Annotated in this window: 17 protein-coding genes, 1 tRNA gene and 1 pseudogene; 9 read left to right on the forward strand and 10 right to left on the reverse strand. The window is 45.0% G+C overall.

Features of this window, described 5'->3' with window-relative positions; genetic code table 11:
• Window positions 1-111: 111 nt before the first annotated feature.
• On the forward strand, window positions 112-1,089 hold the full coding sequence (locus tag OE749_RS07145; RefSeq protein ID WP_263711730.1) for a GlxA family transcriptional regulator: 978 nt from the start codon (window positions 112-114) through the stop codon (window positions 1,087-1,089).
• On the opposite strand, the gene OE749_RS07150 is transcribed toward OE749_RS07145, so the two are convergent.
• From OE749_RS07150 to pepA, 5 genes are all read right to left on the reverse strand, one after another.
• Window positions 1,058-2,701 carry a GGDEF domain-containing protein gene (locus OE749_RS07150; RefSeq protein WP_263711731.1) on the reverse strand — a complete coding sequence of 548 codons (1,644 nt, stop codon included), beginning with the start codon at window positions 2,699-2,701 and terminating at the stop codon, window positions 1,058-1,060. The two genes, OE749_RS07145 and OE749_RS07150, sit on opposite strands and share 32 nt — an antisense overlap.
• 94 nt (window positions 2,702-2,795) lie before the next feature.
• On the reverse strand, window positions 2,796-4,301 hold the full coding sequence (locus OE749_RS07155; protein ID WP_263711733.1) for a bifunctional metallophosphatase/5'-nucleotidase: 1,506 nt from the start codon (window positions 4,299-4,301) through the stop codon (window positions 2,796-2,798).
• Between the two features lie 224 nt (window positions 4,302-4,525).
• Window positions 4,526-7,291, reverse strand: coding sequence for a valine--tRNA ligase (locus OE749_RS07160; protein ID WP_263711734.1), 2,766 nt, complete (start codon window positions 7,289-7,291; stop codon window positions 4,526-4,528).
• A complete protein-coding gene (locus OE749_RS07165) occupies window positions 7,284-7,745 on the reverse strand; it encodes a DNA polymerase III subunit chi (protein ID WP_263711735.1) in 462 nt (153 codons plus the stop codon). Before OE749_RS07165 ends, OE749_RS07160 begins: the two co-directional genes overlap by 8 nt.
• Before the next feature lie 2 nt (window positions 7,746-7,747).
• Entirely contained in the window at window positions 7,748-9,253 is a 1,506-nt protein-coding gene (gene pepA / locus OE749_RS07170; RefSeq protein ID WP_263711736.1) for a leucyl aminopeptidase, read from the reverse strand.
• A 253-nt stretch (window positions 9,254-9,506) separates the two neighbouring features.
• Between pepA and lptF the strand changes: the two genes are divergently transcribed.
• Together lptF and lptG are read left to right on the forward strand one after the other, a co-directional pair.
• Window positions 9,507-10,607 carry an LPS export ABC transporter permease LptF gene (gene lptF, locus OE749_RS07175; protein ID WP_263711738.1) on the forward strand — a complete coding sequence of 367 codons (1,101 nt, stop codon included), beginning with the start codon at window positions 9,507-9,509 and terminating at the stop codon, window positions 10,605-10,607.
• Window positions 10,607-11,671, forward strand: a complete 1,065-nt coding sequence (gene lptG / locus OE749_RS07180) for an LPS export ABC transporter permease LptG (RefSeq protein ID WP_263711739.1) — start codon at window positions 10,607-10,609, stop codon at window positions 11,669-11,671. Before lptF ends, lptG begins: the two co-directional genes overlap by 1 nt.
• Window positions 11,672-11,780: 109 nt before the next feature.
• Here the strand turns inward: lptG and OE749_RS07185 are convergent, their stop codons facing one another.
• On the reverse strand, window positions 11,781-12,296 hold the full coding sequence (locus OE749_RS07185; RefSeq protein WP_263711740.1) for an RDD family protein: 516 nt from the start codon (window positions 12,294-12,296) through the stop codon (window positions 11,781-11,783).
• A 212-nt stretch (window positions 12,297-12,508) separates the two neighbouring features.
• On the opposite strand from OE749_RS07185, the gene OE749_RS07190 reads away from it, so the two are divergent.
• The 4 genes and pseudogenes from OE749_RS07190 (at window position 12,509) to OE749_RS07205 (ending at window position 15,415) form a co-directional block, all read left to right on the forward strand.
• A tRNA-Leu gene (locus OE749_RS07190) sits at window positions 12,509-12,595 on the forward strand.
• A gap of 428 nt (window positions 12,596-13,023) precedes the next feature.
• Window positions 13,024-13,896 (forward strand): annotated as a pseudogene (locus OE749_RS07195) (IS3 family transposase).
• 62 nt (window positions 13,897-13,958) lie between these two features.
• Window positions 13,959-14,444: a hypothetical protein gene (locus OE749_RS07200; RefSeq protein WP_263711741.1), complete on the forward strand. Its 486-nt coding sequence runs from the start codon at window positions 13,959-13,961 to the stop codon at window positions 14,442-14,444.
• A 449-nt stretch (window positions 14,445-14,893) separates the two neighbouring features.
• Entirely contained in the window at window positions 14,894-15,415 is a 522-nt protein-coding gene (locus OE749_RS07205) for a hypothetical protein (protein WP_263711742.1), read from the forward strand.
• A gap of 236 nt (window positions 15,416-15,651) precedes the next feature.
• Here the strand turns inward: OE749_RS07205 and OE749_RS07210 are convergent, their stop codons facing one another.
• Window positions 15,652-17,232 carry an ABC-F family ATPase gene (locus OE749_RS07210; RefSeq protein ID WP_263711743.1) on the reverse strand — a complete coding sequence of 527 codons (1,581 nt, stop codon included), beginning with the start codon at window positions 17,230-17,232 and terminating at the stop codon, window positions 15,652-15,654.
• A 193-nt stretch (window positions 17,233-17,425) separates the two neighbouring features.
• Between OE749_RS07210 and ylqF the strand changes: the two genes are divergently transcribed.
• Window positions 17,426-18,430: a ribosome biogenesis GTPase YlqF gene (gene ylqF, locus OE749_RS07215; RefSeq protein WP_263711745.1), complete on the forward strand. Its 1,005-nt coding sequence runs from the start codon at window positions 17,426-17,428 to the stop codon at window positions 18,428-18,430.
• Between the two features lie 99 nt (window positions 18,431-18,529).
• Here the strand turns inward: ylqF and rlmE are convergent, their stop codons facing one another.
• Entirely contained in the window at window positions 18,530-19,150 is a 621-nt protein-coding gene (gene rlmE / locus OE749_RS07220; protein ID WP_263711747.1) for a 23S rRNA (uridine(2552)-2'-O)-methyltransferase RlmE, read from the reverse strand.
• Window positions 19,151-19,245: 95 nt separating this feature from the next.
• On the opposite strand from rlmE, the gene OE749_RS07225 reads away from it, so the two are divergent.
• Window positions 19,246-19,992, forward strand: a complete 747-nt coding sequence (locus tag OE749_RS07225; protein ID WP_263711748.1) for a TrmH family RNA methyltransferase — start codon at window positions 19,246-19,248, stop codon at window positions 19,990-19,992.
• A 41-nt stretch (window positions 19,993-20,033) separates the two neighbouring features.
• Here OE749_RS07225 and rluF read toward each other — a convergent pair whose 3' ends face one another.
• The gene (rluF, locus tag OE749_RS07230) at window positions 20,034-20,771 is read right to left on the reverse strand and encodes a 23S rRNA pseudouridine(2604) synthase RluF (protein ID WP_263711749.1); all 738 of its coding nucleotides are present in this window, start codon (window positions 20,769-20,771) and stop codon (window positions 20,034-20,036) included.
• Window positions 20,772-20,980: 209 nt separating this feature from the next.
• Window positions 20,981-22,657: a cation:proton antiporter gene (locus OE749_RS07235; protein WP_263711751.1), complete on the reverse strand. Its 1,677-nt coding sequence runs from the start codon at window positions 22,655-22,657 to the stop codon at window positions 20,981-20,983.
• Window positions 22,658-22,781: the final 124 nt, after the last annotated feature.

Here is a 22,781-nt window from a genome sequence, read left to right on the forward strand (position 1 = left end):
TTTCTATTGAATAATGACAATTTCTTACAAAGGATGATTTATTATGATGGACTAATCGGTGTAAAGAAGCGTGCATGTTTCTTTGAAAAGTCGCTTTACCATGGAGAAAACATGAAAAGAAAGACCGCGGGCTTTTTGTTGTATGACGGTGTAACCGGTATGGATGTCATGGGACCGATGGAAGCGCTGGGTGCGGTAGCTGATATATTGCCTGAAGTCGGGTATACGTGTGTATCTGTCGCGATGTCAAAGTCAGCGGTAAAAACCGAAACTGGATTGATGATTCTGCCCGATGTTCCCTTGGCAGATATGCCTCCCCTAGACTATTTCTTTATTCCTGGCGGCCGTGGGCGTCAGGATATTCGACTTCAGCATAGTGTTAGTCATATTGCTAAGGGCTTACATCAGCAAGGAACAAAAATTGTCAGTGTATGCACGGGCGCATTTTTACTTGCAGGCTCTGGATTGTTGAATGGTTGTCGAGCCACAACACATTGGGGATACGCACAAGCGTTTCAGCAGGCATTTCCTGCCGTTGATGTCGTTGCGAATGAATTATTTATAGATATTGGCGATATTGCGACATCAGCAGGTATTTCCTCCGGTATAGACTTAACGTTAAAACTCATTGAGAACGATTTTGGACGTGATATTGCCACCAAAGTTGCTAGGTACATGGTGGTACATTATCGCCGAGCAGGAGATCAAGCTCAGTATTCTGAACCCTTGAAGTTTCAACAGCATTCCGATGGCCCATTTCATGCCTTGATGCCCTGGATTATGTCGCGAATTTCACAAACAATTACTACGGAAGAGATGGCGGCTTTTGCAGGGATGAGTGAACGGAATTTCCACCGTTTATTTCTGGCGCAGTTTGCCACAACGCCTGCTAAGTTTGTGACGGCACTGCGGCTAGACTATGCTAGGCAATTACTTGTAGAAAACAGGTGGTCATTGAAACAAGTGAGTATGGCCTGTGGTTACGGTCGAGTCGATGTATTCCGGCGCGCATTCGAACGACGTTTTGGTATGTCTGCCAAAGACTACAAGGCGCGTTTTAATTCGCACTCTGCTGTTTTGCCAACATAATGTCTCCAGACACATCGAGCGTATATTGGTTGCGCCCATTTTGTTTTGCTTTATATAACGCGTCATCGGCGATCTTCAGCAGGGTTTGTGCGCTGATGGTATCTTCATGCGTAAAATAATGTACTACCACGCCCAAGCTGACAGAGATACGGTTCGAAATCGGGCTATGTTCATGAGGGATTTCAACACTAAATACACCGTCTTTTATGCGTTTCGCAAAGTGTTCAGCCCCTTCTGGATCGGTGTCGGGTAGCAGTACCGCAAATTCTTCTCCGCCGTAACGGCATACAAAGTCGGTGCTACGAATTTTTTGCTTTTCAAGCACATGCGCAAGTTTTACTAAGCAGCTATCTCCTTCAAGGTGGCCGTAATTGTCGTTATAGAGTTTAAAGTAATCGACATCTAGAAGAATGACCGTTAGTGGCCATGCGTGCCGCTTACACGTTGCCAACTCCATTGCGATACGCTCGTCAAATGCACGTCGATTTGGTATTCCGGTCAGTCCATCAGACATCGACATGGTCAATAACATTTTGTTTTGCTCGGCAACAGTAGACACAAACACATCCAAGGTATCTGCAATATCAGTGATTTCGTCGTTGCCAGTCAGGCTAAGGTGGGAATCTCTGCCTTGCAGCAACGCACGAACATGGCGATTAAGATTAGCAAGACGATTGACGACGCGTACTTTTAATAGGTACGAAATAGACACGATAATAATCGTGGTGATTAGTGCGGCGATGCCGATAATCCGTATTTGTTGTTTAACTTTCTGTGACGTTTTCTGTGTTTCGATCACAACTTGCCGATTAACTCGTCCGGCTTCAAGCTCAGCATTCTGTGCGTAGTCTAAAATTAAATTGCGCAAAAAGTTACCGCGGCCAAGGGTTCTTCCTCGCAACTGAAGTTGCAAAATACGGGTATTTGCGATGCCCTCATCGCCGTTAAGTGTGTCATCCAAAGCGCTTAATAATGTCGTAATCTGAATACCCATTGTTCCGCTTTTATCACGCCAAACTGCTTTAAGTGCATTGATGTTGGTGTCGATTTCTCTACTGAGTGCACGAATTGGACCGATACGATTTTGTATGCGAATTTTTCCAGCGTCAGAAGCAACAGTGGCGAGGGTAAGTTGCCAGCCAAAAATATCTTCCTGCCCCGTTTCAATGGCGTGCCTCGCCGCTATCGATAACAATTCTTCGTATAGCGCATACATCGCTTCATATTGGTTACTGAGCTGAGTTTCGTAGCTGATTCTTAAGGCAACCAGTTCCGACAGTTCGCTAAGTTCTAGCTCCAGCGCATCCAACTGACGAAGCAGGTAAGGATCGGTTTCATAGGTGCTGGCGAGAGTGCGCAAGTGCGAGATAAGACGCTGAATTTCTTGATTAGAAATGCGTAATGCGGCTTCATTGTTTGCTCGTGTCAGATTTTCTGTCATGAAGGTGAGATTGTTCACCTCTGAGTACACCTGCCCGCTGACGGCCAGTTTCGGGATCGACTCTTCGGTAACGTGGGATAAAATGTGTTGAAAATCGACTAAACGAAAATACGCAACGCTGGTAACCAGAATAAAGAGGATAAACACGCTAATTAACGTTAGTACCAGCATGCGCCTGAGAGAGAGGCGTGGGTACTCTTCGCGAGTCTGATGTAATTGCTGCGATAACGTTTTGATGGTGTCTGTCGAGCTAAAGTGAAACTTTTTAGTGGTAGGAATGGTTGCCTCCTACGTCGATGAGCCTTCCGTCAAGACTTGGCGAAATCCTGCGTTCCGAGCGAATCCCCCTAATCAACACATCTGTCAGTAATGGAGTTATGCGTGCATGCTCTTCTGTGATTTTACCCTCTTGAATGGCCTCGTGCCCATCGCCTCCGCTTGCTAAATAGCTCGTTGTGGCCACTCGATACGTTTTATCCAAGATGACAGGCTGCTGATTGATTGTTGCCGTTTTTAAACGCGCGCCAACGGGTTCGCTGGAATCAAACGTGATTTCCATCCCTGAAATGTGCAGAAACCTGCCTTTTACGGCCTCAATAAGAGACAATCCATGCTCAATAGCCTGAAGAATTTGTACGCCTGTCATCTTTATTTCGGTCACCCGAGTTCTAAAGGGCAATTCAATCGCGATATCTTTTCGGGTGAAAACATGGTCGGCTGGATAGGTTTTATCACCTCGAATAGCACCGCCATTTACGATGGCAATGTCGGTGCCTAAATAATGTCTTAAGCTGTCAGTGAGAAAGTTTGCAAACGCATTTTCTGTCGTTCTGACTTCATTTACGCGTGTAGAAAGAGGTTTGGCCGTTTCTCCGATTTCTTCGTCTAAGAGTCTTGCAAGTCTCTCACTGTAACCTTTCACTAACATTGATACATCGGGATCGGTGGGATAGTTATCTAACGGTATTAGAGTATGTTTAATACTCAGGGGGGGCGTGTTTTGAGCGACTCGATGGGGCAATCGCTCAAAGGTGAGTTTGATTACGTTGTCTATGCTGTTATGGATGATGTTTTGAGGGTGCGATATCTGGCTATTAGGTGGTAGAACATATTGAGAGTAAGCCATAATGGCTGCATCAATTTTGCCTTCACTAAGTAATGCATCAATAAATGGAAAGGGGTAGGAGTAGAGAACCAATACGGCATCAACGTAAGCAGAACGCAGCGCCTCTATATGATTATTGATGGCTTCAAGAGGGGCAGTAATCTCTAGTCGTTGGAGCAAATAATCGTTTATCACGCTTTTGTCTAAAATTGATAAAATCCCCAGTTTAAAGCCTTTTCTTTCCAACACGATATAATTGCGCAGGCCATCAATATTGCCATTGGTAATAGGATCAAACACGTTAGATACAACAATAGGGAAGGCGGCTTCAAAGCTGCGTAATGACAGCTCGTCCTCAAAATAAATAAACTCGCGTTTGGTGACGCCCATTGCATCAGGTTCAAGTGAATTCAACACATCAATTATATGCGCGCCTTTATCAAATGCAGACATCGGGCTTGGCCCAAGGGAGCCTCCTCCAAATAGAAACAATGTGTTTTGATTCTTCTTGCGCTCTTGTTTTACCAATGTGGCGAGCTTGCGGTAGTCCCCCGGCGATGTTGAGTCGACAAGGGGCATATCGGCAGTAAAGAGCACCGTAGTAACCTGAGCATCTAACTTTGGGCTCAAAAGCAGTAAACAAATGATTACCAGAAGGATGTTCAATCTTTATTTGGCTCCCAAGTTGGTCGATGCGCATGCAATACTGAGTCAGCGTGAGCGTTGCTCTGGTCAGTATAGTTCAAGAAATTTTGAATGCAGAAAACAGAAGGGATACAACGGCTTAGATAGCAACGAAATCTGTAGTAAATGGGTAGAACCACTGTAATAAAAAAGCCGCAATCAATGTTGCGGCTTTTGGAGTTATCTACTGAAAGTGCTTGAAAGGCTTATAGATTCTCAATGGTATCTTTTTGTTCTTTGAGCTTGTCTATTTGACGTTTGAAATCTTCCAGTTTTTCTTTTTCTTTGGCGATAACCGCTTCAGGCGCTTTGCTCACGAAGTTATCGTTAGACAGTTTGCCTTCAGTACGGGCGTAGTCTTTCTCGATTTTTTCAAGAGACTTCGCGATACGTGCGAGCTCTGCGTCTTTATCAATCAAACCTGCCATTGGGATCATGATTTCCATGTCGCCAACCAGTGCCGTTGCTGATGCGGGACCTTTGTCGTTAGCATCTAATAAATCAATGGCTTCTAGCTTGGCCAACTTGGCTAAGAACCCTTCACTCAGCGCAAGACGGGCTTTGTCTTTTTCTGAGGCGTTCTTCAACAATACTGACAGCGGTTTGTTAGGCGAAATATCCATCTCACCACGAATGTTACGAATTCCAACAATAAAAGATTTCACCCATTCGATATCAGCCAGAACCTGTTCGTCCTGCTTGGTGGCGTCAATTTCAGGGAAAGCTTCAACCATAATGCTTTCACCTTGCTTGCCACAAAGCGGTGCAACACGTTGCCAAATCTCTTCGGTAATATAAGGCATAAACGGATGCATGAGGCGAAGTAAGCTTTCTAGCACGTTAACCAAGGTATGACGAGTACCACGTTTTTGCGCATCGGTGCTAGCGTCGCTGTTAAGTACAGGTTTCGACAGTTCCAAGTACCAATCACAGAATTGATTCCATGTGAACTCGTATACTGCCTGTGCCGCAATATCAAAACGGTAGTCTTTTAGGGCGTGTTCGAACTCTGCTAACGTATGTTGGAAACGCGCCCAAATCCATTTGTCGGCCAAGCTAAGGGTCATTTTGCCCCCATCTTTGCCTGTGTCATGTTCTTCTGTATTCATCAGCACAAAGCGCGACGCATTCCAGAGCTTGTTGCAGAAGTTTCGGTAGCCTTCTACACGCCCCATATCGAAGTTGATGTCACGGCTGGTGGATGCCATCGCTGCAAAGGTGAATCGCAGCGCGTCGGTACCGTATGCATCAATGCCTTCTGGGAATTGCTTACGTGTGCGCTTGGCAATTTTTTCTGCAAGCTGTGGCTGCATCATGCCTTTGGTGCGCTTGTCAACGAGCGTGTCTAACTCGATTCCGTCAATCAAATCGATAGGATCTAATACGTTACCTTTCGACTTTGACATTTTGTTGCCTTGCTCGTCGCGAATCAAGCCAGTGATATAAATGTCTTTGAATGGAATTTTGCCAGTGAATTTTTTTGTCATCATGATCATTCTGGCTACCCAGAAGAAAATGATATCAAAGCCCGTCACCAGTACTGAGCTAGGAACAAATGTTTCAAGTTCGGGGGTTTCTTTTGGCCAGCCCATGGTGGCAAACGGCCAAAGCGCAGAAGAGAACCATGTATCTAGCACGTCTTCATCTTGTCTAAGCGACACGTCGTCTGCAAGGTTGTGCTTTTCACGCACTTCTGTTTCTGTACGACCTACATATACGTTTTCATTGTCGTCGTACCAAGCAGGAATACGGTGTCCCCACCAAAGTTGACGTGAAATACACCAGTCTTGGATATTGTACATCCACTGGTAGTATGTCTTGTTCCAGTTTTCAGGTACAAAGCGAATTTCTCCACTTTCAACGGCTTCGATGGCGGGCTTTGCCAATGACTCTACAGCCACATACCATTGGTTTGTTAAATAAGGTTCGATAACCGCGCCAGTACGATCGCCTCTGGGTACCTTCAGTTTATGATCTTCAATTTTAACGAGCAGACCTGCTGACTCAAGATCTTCAACAATGACTTTACGTGCATCAAATCGATCCATGCCCTGATACTTCTTAGGTGCTACATCATTGATTTTGGCGTCTGCGGTAAAGACGTTGATCATTTCAAGGTTATGGCGTTTGCCCAAGTCATAGTCGTTAAAGTCGTGGGCAGGCGTGATTTTTACACAGCCAGTTCCGAAGTCTTGATCAACATAGTCGTCAGCCACAATCGGAATTAAACGCCCAGTGATCGGTAACTTGATCTCTTTGCCAATCATGGCTTTGTAACGCTCATCTTCAGGATGAACTGCAACAGCCGTGTCACCCAGCATGGTTTCTGGGCGAGTAGTGGCGACAATTAACTCACCACTTCCATCGGCTAGCGGATAACGCATGTGCCACATGTGGCCGTTTTCTTCTTCGTTAACCACTTCTAAATCTGATACCGCCGTGTGTAAAACCGGATCCCAGTTAACTAAACGCTTACCGCGGTAAATCAGGCCTTCTTCGTGCAGTTGAACAAAGACCTCACGCACTGCATCTGACAAATCATCGTCCATCGTAAAGGCTTCACGCTCCCAATCTGGAGACGTGCCCAAACGGCGCATTTGACGGGTAATAGTGCCACCTGAATGGTCTTTCCATTCCCAGATTTTGTCTACGAATGCATCGCGGCCTAAATCATGACGGGTTTTGTTCTCAGCATTGAGTTGGCGTTCTACCACCATTTGCGTGGCAATACCCGCGTGGTCAGTACCGCATTGCCATAGCGTGTTATCGCCTTTCATGCGGTGATAGCGAATGAGTGCATCCATAATGGTATGCTGGAAAGCGTGGCCCATATGCAGGCTACCGGTTACATTCGGTGGTGGCAGTAAAATACAGTAAGGGTCACCATGGCCACTTGCTTTAAAATAGCCTTTATCTTCCCACGCTTGGTAGCGTTTCTGTTCAATTGCTTGTGGATTAAAAGTCTTATCCATCGGTACTCTCTAATACGGTTTTGGCTGGCAACGTATCAAGTTGACACCCTGCCGCTCGGTATTGCTTATATCTTTCTCGTGCCTGTTGTTTCTCGTCATCGTTGACGGGCACGAAGTCGTATATGGTTGAAAACCCTCGTAACTCTCCCGGTATGTGCGCGCCCAGATTAATGAGTACTGAGCGATTCATCGCGTTCGGTGATTGCCAGGTAATTTCAACGGGGGTGCCGTTGCCTGGGCCTTCGCCAGACAAATTGTGCGGCACGAATGCGTCAACAGGACGCTGCCATAACAGCTCATCAACATTCTCAGCCATGTTTTTGTTTTCGCAAAGAATCACGGCTTTTCGTTTTTGGCGATATGCCTGTGTGGCTAACACACAGGCCATATGCTGTTGAGCGGGTTGTTGCTCAATGTGACTTTCATCAAGCAAATAGAAAATCACTCGTGGCATAATTAGTCTTCAGCTTCAATGCCAGCACGATTCATTAAGAATTGTGAAAGCATGGGGACAGGGCGACCTGTTGACCCCTTAATTGGACTGCTACTCCACGCTGTGCCTGCAACGTCCATATGGGCCCAGTTGTACTTTTTAGTAAAACGAGACAAGAAGCAGGCTGCGGTAATTGTACCAGCTGAGCGTCCACCTAGGTTAGTCATATCTGCAAATGGGCTTTCAAGCTGTTCTTGATATTCATCCCAAAGTGGCAAGCGCCATGCTTTGTCGCCGCTTTGTTCAGATGCATTCAACAGTTCGTGAGCAAGAGGATTGTGAGAACTCAATAGGCCCGTTGCATGCTTGCCAAGAGCAATAACACAGGCACCTGTAAGGGTTGCCACGTCGATAACCGTATCAGGCTCAAAGCGCTCAACATAGGTGAGTGCATCACACAGTACCAACCGGCCCTCTGCATCGGTATTAAGTACTTCAACTGTTTGTCCTGACATAGTAGTGAGTATGTCACCCGGACGGTATGCATTTGCATCAGGCATATTTTCACAGCCTGCTAGAACACCAATAACATTTATTGGGAGATTCAACTCGCTAATGGTGTGCATGGTACCCAGCACGCCTGCTGCGCCACCCATGTCGTATTTCATTTCGTCCATGCCTTCACCTGGCTTGATAGAGATGCCGCCAGAGTCAAAGGTTAGGCCTTTACCTACAAGTACAATAGGGGCTTGATCGGCTTTACCGCCCTTGTGGTGCATAATCGTCATAATCGATTCGTTGGCAGAGCCACGCCCTACAGCCAAATAGGAATTCATGCCCAGTTCGGCCATTTGTGCTTCATCGACAGACTCGACGATCAAGCTATCGTATTCACTTTCTAGTTTCTGTGCTTGCTCCAATAAATAAGCCGGGTTACAGATATTGGGTGGCATGTTTGCAACGTCTTTTGTAGTTGCCATGCCTTTTGACACGGCAACGCCGTGGTCGACGGCACGCTCACCAATAGGCAATTCACGACGAGTAGGCACATTTAGCACAATTTTGCGCAACGGACGGCGCTCTTCGCCTTTTTTGGTTTTTAATGCAGTAAAGCGGTAAAGGGTGTCTTGCGTTGTTTCAACGGCTTGTCTGACTTTCCAGTATGTGTCACGGCCTTTCACGTGTAGTTCAGTCAAGAAGCAGACGGCTTCCATCGATCCCGTTTCGTTCAGCGTTTTAATTGCTTTAGCAATAATTTGTTTATACTGACGCTCGTCCAGTTCACGCTCTTTGCCGCACCCAACCAATAACACGCGCTCACTGAGAATATTGGGAACATGGTGTAGTAGTAGCATTTGACCGGGCTTACCTTCTAAGTCGCCACGGCGAAGTAAATTGCTGATGTAACCTTCGCTAATCTCGTCTAGTTGCTCAGCAACAGAAGTCAGTCGGCGCGGTTCAAAAACACCAACAACAATGCAGGCACTGCGTTGTTTTTCTGGACTTCCACTTTTTACACTAAATTCCATGCCAATTCCTCAATTGTGTTACGATGATGAGCGACAAGAGTGATGTATGTCATTTCATCAATGCAGAATATCATGATTAACCGTATTGTCCCGTACTTGAATTTGGCCTGAGTGGCCACACAAAATCTTATAAATACAGGTTGTTGAAGGCTTATTTTTGCTAGTTTTAGAAAAATAAACTTGTGAAAACGTTAAGTTTACTTAAAATTTCACAGCATGCCACTAAAAAAGCGACTTTTCCGTTGGATTGAATGTGCTGATATTTCGCTATTTACTTAAAGAAACTTTAAAGTCTCAGGTCGCGGTTTTCCTCGTTCTGATGGCTATATTTATTACGCAGAAGTTTGTGCGTGTACTCGCAGAGGCGTCAGCAGGTGAAATTCCCGCCAGTTTGGTGATTGGGTTTCTCACGCTGAGTACGCCTATATTGGCTTCGCTTATTCTTCCGCTCAGTTTATTTTTGGGGATCATGCTCGCGCATGGGCGTCTGTATGTCGACAGTGAAATGGCGGTGATGCGTGCCTGCGGCATCAGTGAATGGTACGTTACCCGAGTGATGCTGTTTTTAGCAACGGTGATGGCAGTGTTTACCGCTATTCTCACATTATGGCTGGCACCATTGTCTGTCGAACAAGAATATCAGTTGGAGGAAAAAGCAGGGGCTGAATCGGGACTGAGCGCACTTATTGCTGGCCGATTTCAGCAAACAGCAAATCAAAATGCTGTGATATTCGTTCACGACATAGGTACTGGTGAAGAACGTCTGCAAAAAGTGTTCTTAGCGCAACATAAAAAACAAGATAACGACAGTTTACATCTAGTGTACGCCCATGCTGGTACAGTTAAACAAGCTGATGATGGCACACAGCAACTGGTGCTGCGCGAAGGCAATCAATACGAAGGGGAACGTGGTCAACGAGATTATCAAGTGGTTGAATTTGATGAGTATCAGATTCAAATTGGTGAGCAGCAAGGTGAACAAAAACGTCGAAAAATGACAGCATACCCTACCACTGAGCTACTTGAAGACGACTCGCTCGATGCATGGGCGGAGCTGCAATGGCGATTAGCGATTCCTCTCTCTTTGCCTTTCTTAGTGTTAATTGCCGTGCCGCTAAGCTCAGTTGATCCCAGACAAGGTCGCTTTGGCAAAATGTTCCCAGCATTAATGCTCTATTTAGGGTATTTCATGCTACTTATGGCTGGGCGCAAGGTATTGGAAGACGGAAAAGTCCCGCCAGCGTTGGGGTTATGGTGGGTGCACGGTGTGATTTTGGTCATAGGTGTGGCGTTAATCGTTAAAGGGCGGCCACTTGGAGTGAGGTTACGCGCCGCGATAGGAGGAAAAGAGTAATGTTAAAAATTCTCGACCTCTATATTGCTCGCACGTTGCTGGGCACGACCTTTATTAGTTTGTCAGTTTTGGTGGGATTGAGTGAGCTGATTAAGTTCATTGAGCAAATGAAGCGCGTTGGCACGGGGAGCTATGATATGACCGCCGCCGCTGTGTATGTATTGCTGAGCCTACCACGAGAAATTGAGCAGTTTTTCCCAATGGCAACCCTGATCGGAGGCTTAGTTGGCATGGGGTTGTTAGCAAGTCATTCTGAATTGGTGGTAATGCAGGCATCAGGGATGTCACGGTGGGACATTACTAAGTCGGCCATGAAATCGGCATTTGTTATGGTGCTGTTTGTGATGGCGATAGGAGAATGGGTTGCTCCTCAGGCCGAAGCTAAAGCTAAAGAAGTAAAAGCCCAAGCTATTTCAGGCGGAAGTCTAATTGCATCAGATCGATTAATTTGGGCAAAAGATGGCGATAACTTCGTGAGCATTGGCGAGGTCGTATCAAACGCAATACTGCGAGATATTGATGTATATGAATTTGATGAATCTCTGTCGTTGAAAAAGGTGATGAGTGCAAAGTCTGCTGTATACATGGATGAGGCTTGGGAGATGCAAGATGTTGCCACAACGCAATTTGCGGACTTTAAAATTCAGACGCAAACCTCCAGTGAAGCAGTATGGAATTCTTCGTTAACGCCCGACAAGCTCAGTGTTTATCAGGTAAAGCCTGAAGCATTGTCGATTCGGGGCTTGATGGATTATGTCAGCTATTTAGAGAGCGGTAGTCAGGATGCGGCGCGATACAAACTGGCGCTATGGCGCAAAGTGCTTCAGCCAATTTCGATTGGTGTAATGCTGCTTATGGCGCTGTCATTTATTTTTGGCCCTCTACGTAGTGTGACTATGGGAGCAAGAATTATCATGGGCGTGTTGGCTGGCTTTGGTTTCTTTATCGCCAATGAAGTGTTTGGCTCCATGAGTTTAGTGTTCAATTTGCCACCAGTACTTGGTGCGTTACTCCCAAGTGTCGTATTTGCGGGCATTGCCACGCATCTCCTGCGGAAACCTTAGTTTTTTTCCATGCACATAAGAGGAGCTTGCTCCTCTTCCAGCTTATTCGCAGGGTTGTTAATAAATGCCCACGCCCAGCCGAGAGCGTGGTTTTAATGGCGAAGTATTATTAGTCTTGTAACGTTTTCCACGCTTTGTGGTGGTTAGCATCTTTTGATAGCACCAGTATTTCAGTTTTAGCGATGCGATCTTGTAGAGATTGCTTGTGCTTCACATCAAATAATACTAACAGTGTGCCTAATCCTCCCAATGAGCTAACAATACGAAGAAGCGCTCTACCGTAACCCATGGGTGATTCTGTGGTGCTGAACAAGCGCAAACGCCATGCACGCATACCAATTGTTTGGCCGCCGTTTCGCCAAAACCAAAGGAAAAAACCTAACACCCAAGCACCAATCCACAATTGAATTACTAGTTTATAGCTGGTGGAATGTTGAATCACATCGCTTGTATGTTCATAGCCTTGCATATCAAGCACGCCATTTTCCAGCATTAAAATCAGCGTAACGATAATAACCATACCTGCACATACGCCTACGGCTACGGCGACAAGAACGTCATATATCATTGCCGCTAAGCGACGAATAAATCCCGCTCTGGGAAAATCAGACTGCGTTTTACTCATGTTGTTTACTAGGTGTTACATTGAGCTGATAGTTTACAGTAACCGCGAGTACTTGGCAGCTTTATCGATGTTGAAAACCGTATACATGGTACTAGTGGTGGATTTTTGCTCGAACTAACAGCAAGTCGCAATAAAACGCTTGCAAGCAAGGAAATGACCGCTATAATGCGTCCCACTTGTCTCTTCGGAGATAGAGAAAAAGAAAAATCAGTGCCAGAGTGGTGAAATTGGTAGACACGACGGATTCAAAATCCGTTGCCTTCACGGGCGTGGCGGTTCAAGTCCGCCCTCTGGTACCATTCCTTTCAATAGGAAGCGCTTATACAGACCGACTTATGTCGGTTTTTTTGTGCCTAAATGTAGATGAAATTCACCTAACCAGAAAGCACATACAAACCAATACCTTTTTTAGTTAATAAAACCATCGTAAACAGCTCCTGTGCATATCCTGTGTAGGTTGTTCGTAATCGCTAGACATTAATCCACACCACATAACAGCTATACCTCTATAGTTCCATTAAAATAAAGAAGCTTTGTTTATTTGAGGCTTGCAGTTGTTCCTGTCCTTTTCGAAAATAACTTGCTCTATTTGGAGTTCAAATTGCAGCAAACAAACCTTTATTCATTAGTAACAAAATAAAGATGATCAGCTCATGTCCAAAATGTAGTGGCACACTAAACCCGAACACCATTTAAAGTGGTAGCATTACACTTTAAATGGTGTTCAATGAGAAGACAAAGGCGGTCATTTAGTCTGGAATTTAAACAAGATGCAGCGAGTTTGGTTCTTGACCAAGGATACAGCTTAGTTGAAGCTGGACGTACAGTATATGTGCATGAGAATACGTTGCGAAAATGGGTTAAACAGCTTGAATCTGAGCGAAATGGTAACACTCCTATAGCGAAGGCACTCACGCCAGACCAGCAGCGCATCCAAGAGTTGGAAGCTCGTGTCAATTGTCTGGTGCACGAACCATTGTTGATATGCTCCGCGATGAGGGGATTGTCATGGGCCGATTCAAAGTAGCTCGGTTGATGCTTGAGCAAGGGTTGATGAGCAAGCAGCTGGGTAAGCATACCTATAAACATGTACAGGTTGAGCGACCAGACATCCCCAATTTACTGGACAGGCTCAGCGTAGCATTGTGCAGCAGTCGTGATTAACGTGCATACTCGCTGAGTTATTGGCTGGAGCATGTCGCATAGACCGGATGCGGAGCTTGTCGCTAGCGCCTTGGATATGGCCTATGAACTAAGAGGTAAGCCAAAAGGTGTGATGTTCCATAGCGACCAAGGCTCGCAGTACGGCTCTTGTAAGTTCAGACAAAGGCTATGGCGCTACAAGATGACCCAGAGTATGAGTCGTCGAGGAAACTGCTGGGACAATAGTCCGATGGAGCGCGTGTTCAGAAGTCTGAAATCCGAATGGATACCATCAACAGGCTACCATTCGATTAATGAATTAAAACGGGATGTGGGTTATTACCTGATGAACTATTACAACTGGGAAAGACCGCATCAATTCAATAATGGACTACCACCTGCAAAAGCCGAAGAATTAGCTAAAAAGGCGTCTGGGTTTTATCGACCACTACACTAGAGAGTAAATCTAGCAGACCCGACAGTGACGATGTTGACCTAACGAAATTATGGGAATAGAAAATGAGTGAAGTTAAATTTCAGAAATTTGCCGTATCGTTTCAACCCAATCTGTGGGTAGACTTAAATTTAGATGAAGATTCACTATCGCCGATCAACGCAAACGCTTGTTGGCTCATACCTCAAAATGAAAACAACGATTACTTGAGACGCAATACGTGCATACTCATCAAGGAGTTTGCTCCAGATATCGACGTTATTGCAAGAGAAAAGCATAACGAGTCTGTTATGGAAGAAGTCGAGGAAAGAATTGAAATAAGTGTATTTGAAGCTAGCAACGAAGACTACTTGGGGTTTGAGAACAGCCTAAAAAACATCGTTTATCATCACTATCATAAAAAACTCATGGAATCTGGTAAAACCTTTTTTAGGGCAAAGTACATAATTAAAAAAGAGAATTACAGCTTATTGGTAGTGATCAAGTTTTTCGATGAAACCTCGCCTGATATTCTCAAAAGTATAAATGAAGTCCTTACGAATATTACCTGAAAGCGATAATGCTATAATTTTGACTAGCGCGTTGTGGGCGTTGAACAAGCGCATACTTATCAATACCATATTAATTACTTTCAGTAGATCGGGCTTTTAACTATGGACACACGAATTTGGGATATTCAATCGATTCTTGATGGAACATATTCTGAAGTTCAAAGCCCTCTGGTACCATTCCTTTCAATAGGAAGCGCTTATAAAGACCGACGTATGTCGGTTTTTTGTGTCTGTAATGTATCCGATGGGCTCAACTCTAAAGCATCACCACTGTCTAGAAGGAAGGGATCGCCATAATAGTTATAGTATTCACAACACATCTTCATTACTTTCCGCCATAAACACATTTAAAAGCTACAGCATAGACACGTCCGTAATGATCGGTAACCCGAAGAAGATAGTTAGTGATATATTAATTATACTTAAGTTTAAGGAACAAATAATAAGATATGGAAACAATTGGTATTTCACAGATCTGGCGCTTATTGCGTTGGCTGCCAACATTTATTCTACGGAAACTATTTGACAAGCAAAAACTTTCAGAGCTTGTTTATATTGATGTAAGACCAAGACACAATGCTGTTTCTGTTAACACTACAGAATCAGGTGATTTTACTATTTACTTTCAAATCATAAACTTAACTCCATTTGATATTGAGCTTGATCGGGCCGAAATTGACTTTTGGTGTGGTGGAGTGAAATTAAATAAACAATTTATTAAAAAGACGCTTTTTTCATCAGGGCAAGTTGGTGAATTCAGTGTAGATGGAAAGTTAAGTGGTACGGACGCTGACTCCATTGCGAGAAATTATCCTGATGCACAAGCTACGCTGTCACTCTGTTGTTATTTTAATTGCGATCTTCACGACTTTCATATCGAACACCTTAATTTAGAAGGAGTGAATGTTCGTTATATGAATGTTGAACAGAGAAAAGCTAGGTTGGAAAATTCAATTAAAACTGCGAGTTAATAGCTGGTGTTGCGCTGTTAATCTGTCAATGTGCTTCTAAAGTGAAAAATTGGTGGGGCCCTTGTACATTTGGCACTTTGGCCCAGCTTGATTCTCGTCGTCCGATCGCGATGGTTCATGACCTTTACCGGGCCACGACTGTTCACAACGAAAAAGTGAGCAAACAATTTACTCACGTTTTCGTTTTTCCTGTTGCCGCGCGGCTCTTCGCTTTTACTGAGCGGAACTCGCACACGCTACGCAGCAATAAACTCTTGATACGTGCCTGTGAAGTTGTGCAGCTTTTTGTCTTTTATTTCAATGATATGTGTCGCCAAAGAAGAAACAAATTCACGATCGTGGCTGACAAAAATAACGGTTCCTTCAAAATTTAACAGGGCGTTATTCAGTGCTTCGATCGACTCCATATCCAAGTGGTTAGTGGGTTCATCCATGATCAGTACATTAATGTCTTTCAGCATTAACTTGCCGAATAACAGGCGGTTTTTCTCTCCACCAGAGCAAACTTTCACTTGTTTATTAAAATCGTCTGAGCCAAACATGAGGCGCCCAAGCATGGCTTTCACTTGTAAATCATCGTGTTTAGGGCCGCGCCACTGTGACATCCATTCGAATAGCGTAAGATCATTGTCAAACTCTTTGCTGCTATCTTGCGGAACATAGCCGATAGCCGCATTTTCGGCCCACTTAATTATTCCTTCCTTCGCTTCGATCTCATGGGTGAGACATTTGAGCATGGTGGTTTTTCCGGCACCATTCTCGCCGATAATGGCTAATCGTGATCCAGCCTCTAATAGCAGATTACCATCACTAAACAGTTCTAATTCACCGTACCCGTGTGCAAGGTTCTCAAGGGTGATTGCTTGTCGGTGCAACTTTTTATGTTGGCTGAACTTAATATAAGGCTGACGACGGCTAGAGGCCTTTATATCTGCCAGTTCAATTTTTTCTAATCGTTTTGCCCTTGAGGTCGCCTGTTTGGCTTTTGATGCGTTAGCTGAAAACCTTGCGACAAATGACTGAAGCTCTTCAATCTCGGCAGACTTCTTTGCATTCTCGTGATGGAGCTGCTCTTGAATCAATGCAGCAGCGGCAACGAAATCATCGTAATTACCTGGAAAAATCCGCAGTTCACCATAGTCGATATCCGCCATGTGAGTACAAACTGAATTCAAAAAATGGCGATCATGCGAAATGATGATCATGGTTGATTTGCGCTTGTTTAATTCTTCGGCCAACCAGTTGATGGTATAAATATCGAGGTTATTGGTTGGTTCGTCGAGTAACAAGATATCTGGCTCTGCGAACAATGCCTGTGCCAATAGCACACGTACTTTCTTGCCCGGAGCGACTTCTTTCATAAGGCCAAAGTGGTAGGCTTCATCTATACCTGCAGAGGTTAAAATTTCGCCTGCACGGGATTCTGCCGTGTAGCCATCCATTTCTGCGAATTTGACTTCCAGATCTGCAACGCGCATGCCGTCTTCTTCACTCATTTCTGCCATGGCATAAATGCGGTCACGCTCTTGTTTGACTTCCCACAGTTCTTTGTCACCCATGATGACCGCATCTACAACGGCCATCTCTTCGAACGCGAACTGATCTTGACTCAAAACACCCAGCTTAGTTCCTGGGGCCATTGATACATTGCCAGTAGAGGGCTGAAGTTCGCCGCTAAGAATTTTCATGAAGGTTGATTTTCCGCACCCGTTCGCGCCTATCAGGCCATAGCGATTGCCGTTGCCAAACTTAGCAGAGATGTTTTCGAAGAGCGGCGTAGCGCCAAATTGCATCGTAATATTCGCAGTAGTAATCAAAAGAAATGTCTCAAAAAAATTGGAAATTAAATGTCAGATACTGAAGTTTCTAATTCAGCGGCCGCGCACTTTATAGGGTTGGCGATAAAATGTCCAATTGAAAGGGGGGGAATTAACGATTTTAATCGTGGCTGTGCTAATACTGTGATAATACAGTAGAATACGCGCAAGCAAACATAAGAGGTGAGTAAGCGTGGCGTTACAGTGGTTTCCGGGGCATATGCACAAGGCTCTGAAAGAGATAAAAGAGTCTTTGAGTCAGGTAGATATTCTGATTGAAGTATTAGATGCCCGTATTCCGTACTCCAGCGAAAACCCCGAGATAGCCAAGATTCGAGGTGATAAGCCTTGTCTGAAAATTTTGAATAAATTTGACTTGGCAGATCCTGATGTCACGCGTCAGTGGCAGGATGAGTTAGAAAGCCAGCGCGGTGTATTTACCATCACCACAACGAGTGATAAACCCGCAGAAAGCAAACATATTTTAACGTTAATTCGTGAGCACTGTGCCGCAAAAAATGCGTCGATTCAGTCTATCAATGCCATGATAACGGGCATTCCGAATGTGGGTAAATCCACCCTTATCAATATTCTTGCGGATCGTATTATTGCTAAAACGGGCAATGAACCTGCGGTGACGAAAAGCCAGCAGCGTATTAATTTAGGTAGCGGTATTGTGTTGTACGACACACCAGGCGTGCTTTGGCCAAAGCTAGAAAACCCGAATTCTATCTATCGTTTGGCTGCGTCAGGTGCAGTTAAAAATACGGCAATGGAATATGACGATGTTGGCTTTTTTGCTGCGGATTACTTAATCAAAGCCTACCCGGATCTAATGAAAGCACGTTTTAAACTCGACACCTTGCCGGATACAGAAATAGCGTTTTTAGAAGCGGCAGCCAAGCAGCGCGGCGCAATTATGCGCGGTGGCCGAGTGAATTTGCATAAAATTTGTGAAGTGTTGATTAATGAACTGCAATCTGGAAAGCTCGGCAGAGTGAGCCTTGAGACGCCCAGCATGGTGGCTCAGGAAAAAATTGAAATGGCTGAGGCGGCAGAGAAAAAAGCTGCTGCGAAAGCGAAGCGTAAACAACGTTTTAAAGAGGGATCGCTTACGCCGAATAAGCGCGATCGTAAAGAAAAACGGACTGAGAAGCGAGAAGCGCAAAGTAAGCGAATGAAGCAAGATCGAAAATAAGGGCAGGGAAGTCAGAATGTCGTGTTTGAATCCCGCGTACTGCGGGTAATGGCTTCAGCGAGTAGCACATAAGCATGCGCTACTCACAAATCGGTGTTATTACCCTTTAAAGCCTTTACCCACCAAATACACTTCGCGAGAACGAGGTCTTGAGGCAGCAGGTTTACGTACGATGACTTTTTCAAACGAACTACGCACGTCTTTTACGTATTCATCGTAGCCAACACCCTGAAATACTTTGGCGCAAAAGCTACCGCCAGGTTTTAGAACGTTGCGCGCCATATCAAGTGCTAGCTCAACCAAATACATGGCAGCGTATTGGTCGGTGTTTTTAACGCCACTGAGGTTTGGCGCCATGTCTGAAATCACCGTATCTGCTTGCCCACCGTCTAGCGCTTGTAAAATGGACTCATAAACGGCTTCATCGGTAAAATCTCCTTGAATAAAGGTGACACCGAGAATGGCATCCATAGGCAAAATGTCTGACGCGATAACCCGTCCGCTGTCTCCCACAACCGGGGCGACAATCTGTGACCACCCGCCGGGGGCGGAGCCGAGATCAACCACCACGCTGCCAGGGCGATAGAGCGCGTCTTTTTCATTAATTTCGATCAGCTTATAGCTGGCGCGAGACCGGTAGCCATCTATTTGCGCTTTTTTCACATAGGGATCGTTAACGTGTTCGTCCATCCACTTTTTACTGGTTTTTGATCGCGCCATTAGTTTGCCTGCTCCGGTATCGCAAAAAAGGTCGAATATTGTATACTTGCCAGCGTGAATTTCAAAACTCTTCCCCCCTAAACAGGCTTATGAAAATGAAACTAGACGATGTGAAAAAACTGCATCAAAAGAAGTATCGTGCGGAATTTGGCCATTATCTGGTTGAAGGTGAGCATCTCATCATGGAGCTGCAAAAAGCGTTAGCACAATCTGCAGATGCGCGGCGTATCACTTTGTATATCACCGAGCCTCGACAACAGTGGGCACGTGATTATATTACTGCTGACTTTGCGTTAGAGATCGTAAGTGATAAACAAATGGCGAAGCTGAGCGATACCAAAACCCCGCAAGGTGTGGTCGCTTGTGTGCCGCTACCTGAGCCTGATCAAAGTGGTAATCAAGCAACCGACAATGCCCGATGTATCTTTCTTCACGAAGTGCAGGATCCGGGGAATTTAGGTACGATTATGCGTAACCTTGCTTGGTTTGGCGGATTTCGTTTGCTGCTAAGTCCTAACAGTGTTGATCCATTTAATTCTAAAGTGGTGCGTGCCAGCATGGGCGCTATTTTTCATCTTCCTATTGAGGTAGATTGCCAAATTGAGGCGTTGCCACAGCGCTTCAGTAAGTTTGCTTATTTGGATCTGCATGGTGCGAGTATTCGCACGCCAGAATTTACACAATATGATTGCTACCTTTTTGGCAATGAAGCGCGTGGTGTACCGTTAGAGAGCTTGGCTGCATTTAATGCCGATGCGTTCACAATTGCTGGAAGCGGCGATATCGACTCACTTAACTTATCGAATTCAGTGGCTATTTGTGCGTATCAGCTGTCTGTTTAGCGAATCGTCGTTATTTACGCAAGCAGACAGCTTATCTATGCTTACGCTGTTTTTTTAGAGTGTTTTACGGCATCGTTTAGCTGTTTTAGCTCTTGCTTGGTCAGGTTACGCCATTGTCCAGGTTTGAGATTGTCGAGTTGAATATGCATGATGCGGGTACGCTTCAATTTGGTGACTTCATAGCCTAAAAATTCACACATTCGACGAATTTGGCGATTAAGCCCCTGCGTGAGAATAATGCTGAATTGAAAGCGTCCACGAGCACTGACTCGGCAGGGTTTGGTTACCGTGCCTAGAATGGGCACACCCTTTGCCATTTTCGTTAAAAAACGCTCGCTGATTGGCTGATTCACCGTAACAATGTACTCTTTATCGTGTGCATTTTCTGCGCGTAGTACTTTGTTAACAATATCGCCATCGCTAGTGAGTAATATAAGACCCTCAGAGGGTTTGTCGAGTCGTCCAATTGGGAAAATACGCTCTTTGTGGCCTACGGCATCAATGATATTCCCTTTTACATGTCGCTCTGTTGTACAGGTAATGCCGATTGGTTTGTGATAAGCAATATAGATACGATCAGATTTATCTTTTGCTACCCCTCCTACGATTTTACCATCTAGCTTGACCACATCGCCTGCCGTGACTTTTGTGCCTAGTTCAGGCTGCTTGCCGTTAATCGTTACGCGTTTTTGCTCAATTAATTTGTCAGCCTCTCTACGAGAGCAAACGCCAGTATCGCTTAAGTATTTGTTTAATCGCTTCGGAGTTTCAGTAGTCATAGTCACGAATTCAGTTTCACGGCTTAGAGGAACCCTTAGGTGGGGCATCAGTTTCGGCAAAGTATATCGGAATTTTATCTTTCAAGCAGCGCTTTAAGTGCTGGCCGATATAAAAACGTGTACTTCTCACGAGTCAGAGGGAAAAGTTATTTTCATTCCGTTGTGTAGGAAAAAACGAGCTCTTGAAGAAGAGCGCGTTAGTATAGACTTTAATGTATTATTCTCGCAGCTTGCACAGCGGCATCTCGGTATGGAGTGAGAATAACGTCTACCCCTAATTCACGGAGCTTCTCAGCATCCTTTTCATTATTAATCGCAATTGCTATACGGCCTGTAAATCCATAATTGCGGAGGTTCTCTATCATTTGTCGACGAGGATCTTCAAAGCGAGAACCGAGGGCGTCGCGAGGAAGTGTGGCAATAAACCATTTTGCATCGCGCAGAGGTAAGTGAGACAAAAACTCTACATCGCTGATGTCACCAAAAAAGCTTGGAATGTCTTGGGCCAGCCAATGATGATAAATTTCAGGGTTAAAATCGATCACGCCTACATGCCTGTTCTGGGCGATAAGATGTTCTAACACTTGCGTGCCATAGTGGCCCGCACCACATACTAAGATTTCTGCGGTATGGCCTTTTTGGAGCGAGGGTTGCTCGATTTCTCGATTGCGGCTAGAAAGTTCAAATATTTTAAACCACGGCGATAAGCGCTCATACAGACGATGACTATGGCTAATCATGTAAACCGACAAGGCAATGGTCACTAGGCCCACCAGTGTAACCAGCCCCAATGCTTCGTTTTGTAAATGTCCGATGCTAATCCCCATCGCGATGAAAATAAGTGAAAACTCACTGATTTGTGCAACGGTCAAACCTGCTAAAAATCCCGTTCGGCTGCGATAGCCCATTAGACCCATTATTATCATTACGATGAGCGGGTTACCAATTAAGACAAACAATGACAAGATGACGGCAGGAAGCATTTGCTCACCCAAAATACTTAAGTCGAGTTGACTGCCCAGTGAGATGAAGAAAAAGAGCAGCAAAAAATCCCGAAGCGATGCCAGCCGCGTAATAATGGCTTCTCTATATGGCGTTGAGGCAAGAGCAACCCCGGCAAGCAGCCCGCCAAGTTCTTTGCTGAAACCGAGCACATGGCCAATTGAGGCGAATATTGCGGCGAGCGCCACGGCGAAGATCAGGAGTTGTTCTGACGATCTCGCCACTCGACGTATCAGATTGTTTGCCCAAAAACGTACAAACAAGAGGGTCACCACAAGCATTAACATCGCGCTTAACAGTATCTCGCCTAGACGTTGCCACAGGCCTTGCTCTGCCGATTCGCCGATGCCCATAGCAGATAAAACGACCATGGCGATGACCACGACGATGTCTTGAACAATCAAAAAGCCAATGGCGATACGGCCGTGCAATGCATCAACTTCGCGTTTGTCAGATAACATTTTGACGATGATGATAGTACTTGAAAAGGTGAGTGCAACGCCGACATACACCGATGTTAGAAAGTCAAAGTCTAATAACAAGCAAATCCCAAGCCCAATGACCGAAGTGAAGATAACTTGACCTAACCCTGTTGCGACAGCGACTTTACCTAGAGAGCGAATAAGAGAGAGATCGAGCTTTAAGCCTACGAGAAAAAGTAAAATGGCAATACCAAGCTGCGAGAGTAACGCGATACTGTCGTCGGAGTGGACGATATCAAGTACGGAAGGGCCTACCACCACGCCCACTGCAATAAAGCTAACGATAACTGGTTGGCGCAACAACTGGCCAACAAACGCAAACAGTGCGGTGATGCCCAGTAGAGTCGTTAACTCATAGAAAGCATTGGCTCTCAACATGTCAGTGAATGCGGAATAATCCATACGAAACTCCGATACGTGCTAGTGTTAACTAAACGCCATTAACTTTATAGTAATCAATATCCTTCGCTTTACAATGGAATTAGCGCGAGGAGTAAAAAATGTATCGGTGAATGGTGTTTCGTTT

Origin of the sequence: Fluctibacter corallii (genome assembly GCF_025751585.1) — a bacterium.
GTDB classification, from domain to species: Bacteria; Pseudomonadota; Gammaproteobacteria; order Enterobacterales; family Alteromonadaceae; genus Fluctibacter_A; species Fluctibacter_A corallii.

Excerpts from the sequence above, each read along its gene's own strand:
- OE749_RS07150 (WP_263711731.1), bottom strand. The coding sequence starts at position 2,701 with ATGCTGGTACTAACGTTAATTAGCGTGTTTATCCTCTTTATTCTGGTT.
- pepA (WP_263711736.1), bottom strand. The coding sequence starts at position 9,253 with ATGGAATTTAGTGTAAAAAGTGGAAGTCCAGAAAAACAACGCAGTGCC.
- OE749_RS07200 (WP_263711741.1), top strand. The coding sequence starts at position 13,959 with ATGAGTGAAGTTAAATTTCAGAAATTTGCCGTATCGTTTCAACCCAAT.
- rluF (WP_263711749.1), bottom strand. The coding sequence starts at position 20,771 with ATGACTACTGAAACTCCGAAGCGATTAAACAAATACTTAAGCGATACT.
- OE749_RS07145 (WP_263711730.1), top strand. The coding sequence starts at position 112 with ATGAAAAGAAAGACCGCGGGCTTTTTGTTGTATGACGGTGTAACCGGT.
- OE749_RS07165 (WP_263711735.1), bottom strand. The coding sequence starts at position 7,745 with ATGCCACGAGTGATTTTCTATTTGCTTGATGAAAGTCACATTGAGCAA.
- OE749_RS07225 (WP_263711748.1), top strand. The coding sequence starts at position 19,246 with ATGAAACTAGACGATGTGAAAAAACTGCATCAAAAGAAGTATCGTGCG.
- OE749_RS07160 (WP_263711734.1), bottom strand. The coding sequence starts at position 7,291 with ATGGATAAGACTTTTAATCCACAAGCAATTGAACAGAAACGCTACCAA.
- rlmE (WP_263711747.1), bottom strand. The coding sequence starts at position 19,150 with ATGGCGCGATCAAAAACCAGTAAAAAGTGGATGGACGAACACGTTAAC.
- lptG (WP_263711739.1), top strand. The coding sequence starts at position 10,607 with ATGTTAAAAATTCTCGACCTCTATATTGCTCGCACGTTGCTGGGCACG.
- OE749_RS07235 (WP_263711751.1), bottom strand. The coding sequence starts at position 22,657 with ATGGATTATTCCGCATTCACTGACATGTTGAGAGCCAATGCTTTCTAT.
- OE749_RS07185 (WP_263711740.1), bottom strand. The coding sequence starts at position 12,296 with ATGAGTAAAACGCAGTCTGATTTTCCCAGAGCGGGATTTATTCGTCGC.
- OE749_RS07205 (WP_263711742.1), top strand. The coding sequence starts at position 14,894 with ATGGAAACAATTGGTATTTCACAGATCTGGCGCTTATTGCGTTGGCTG.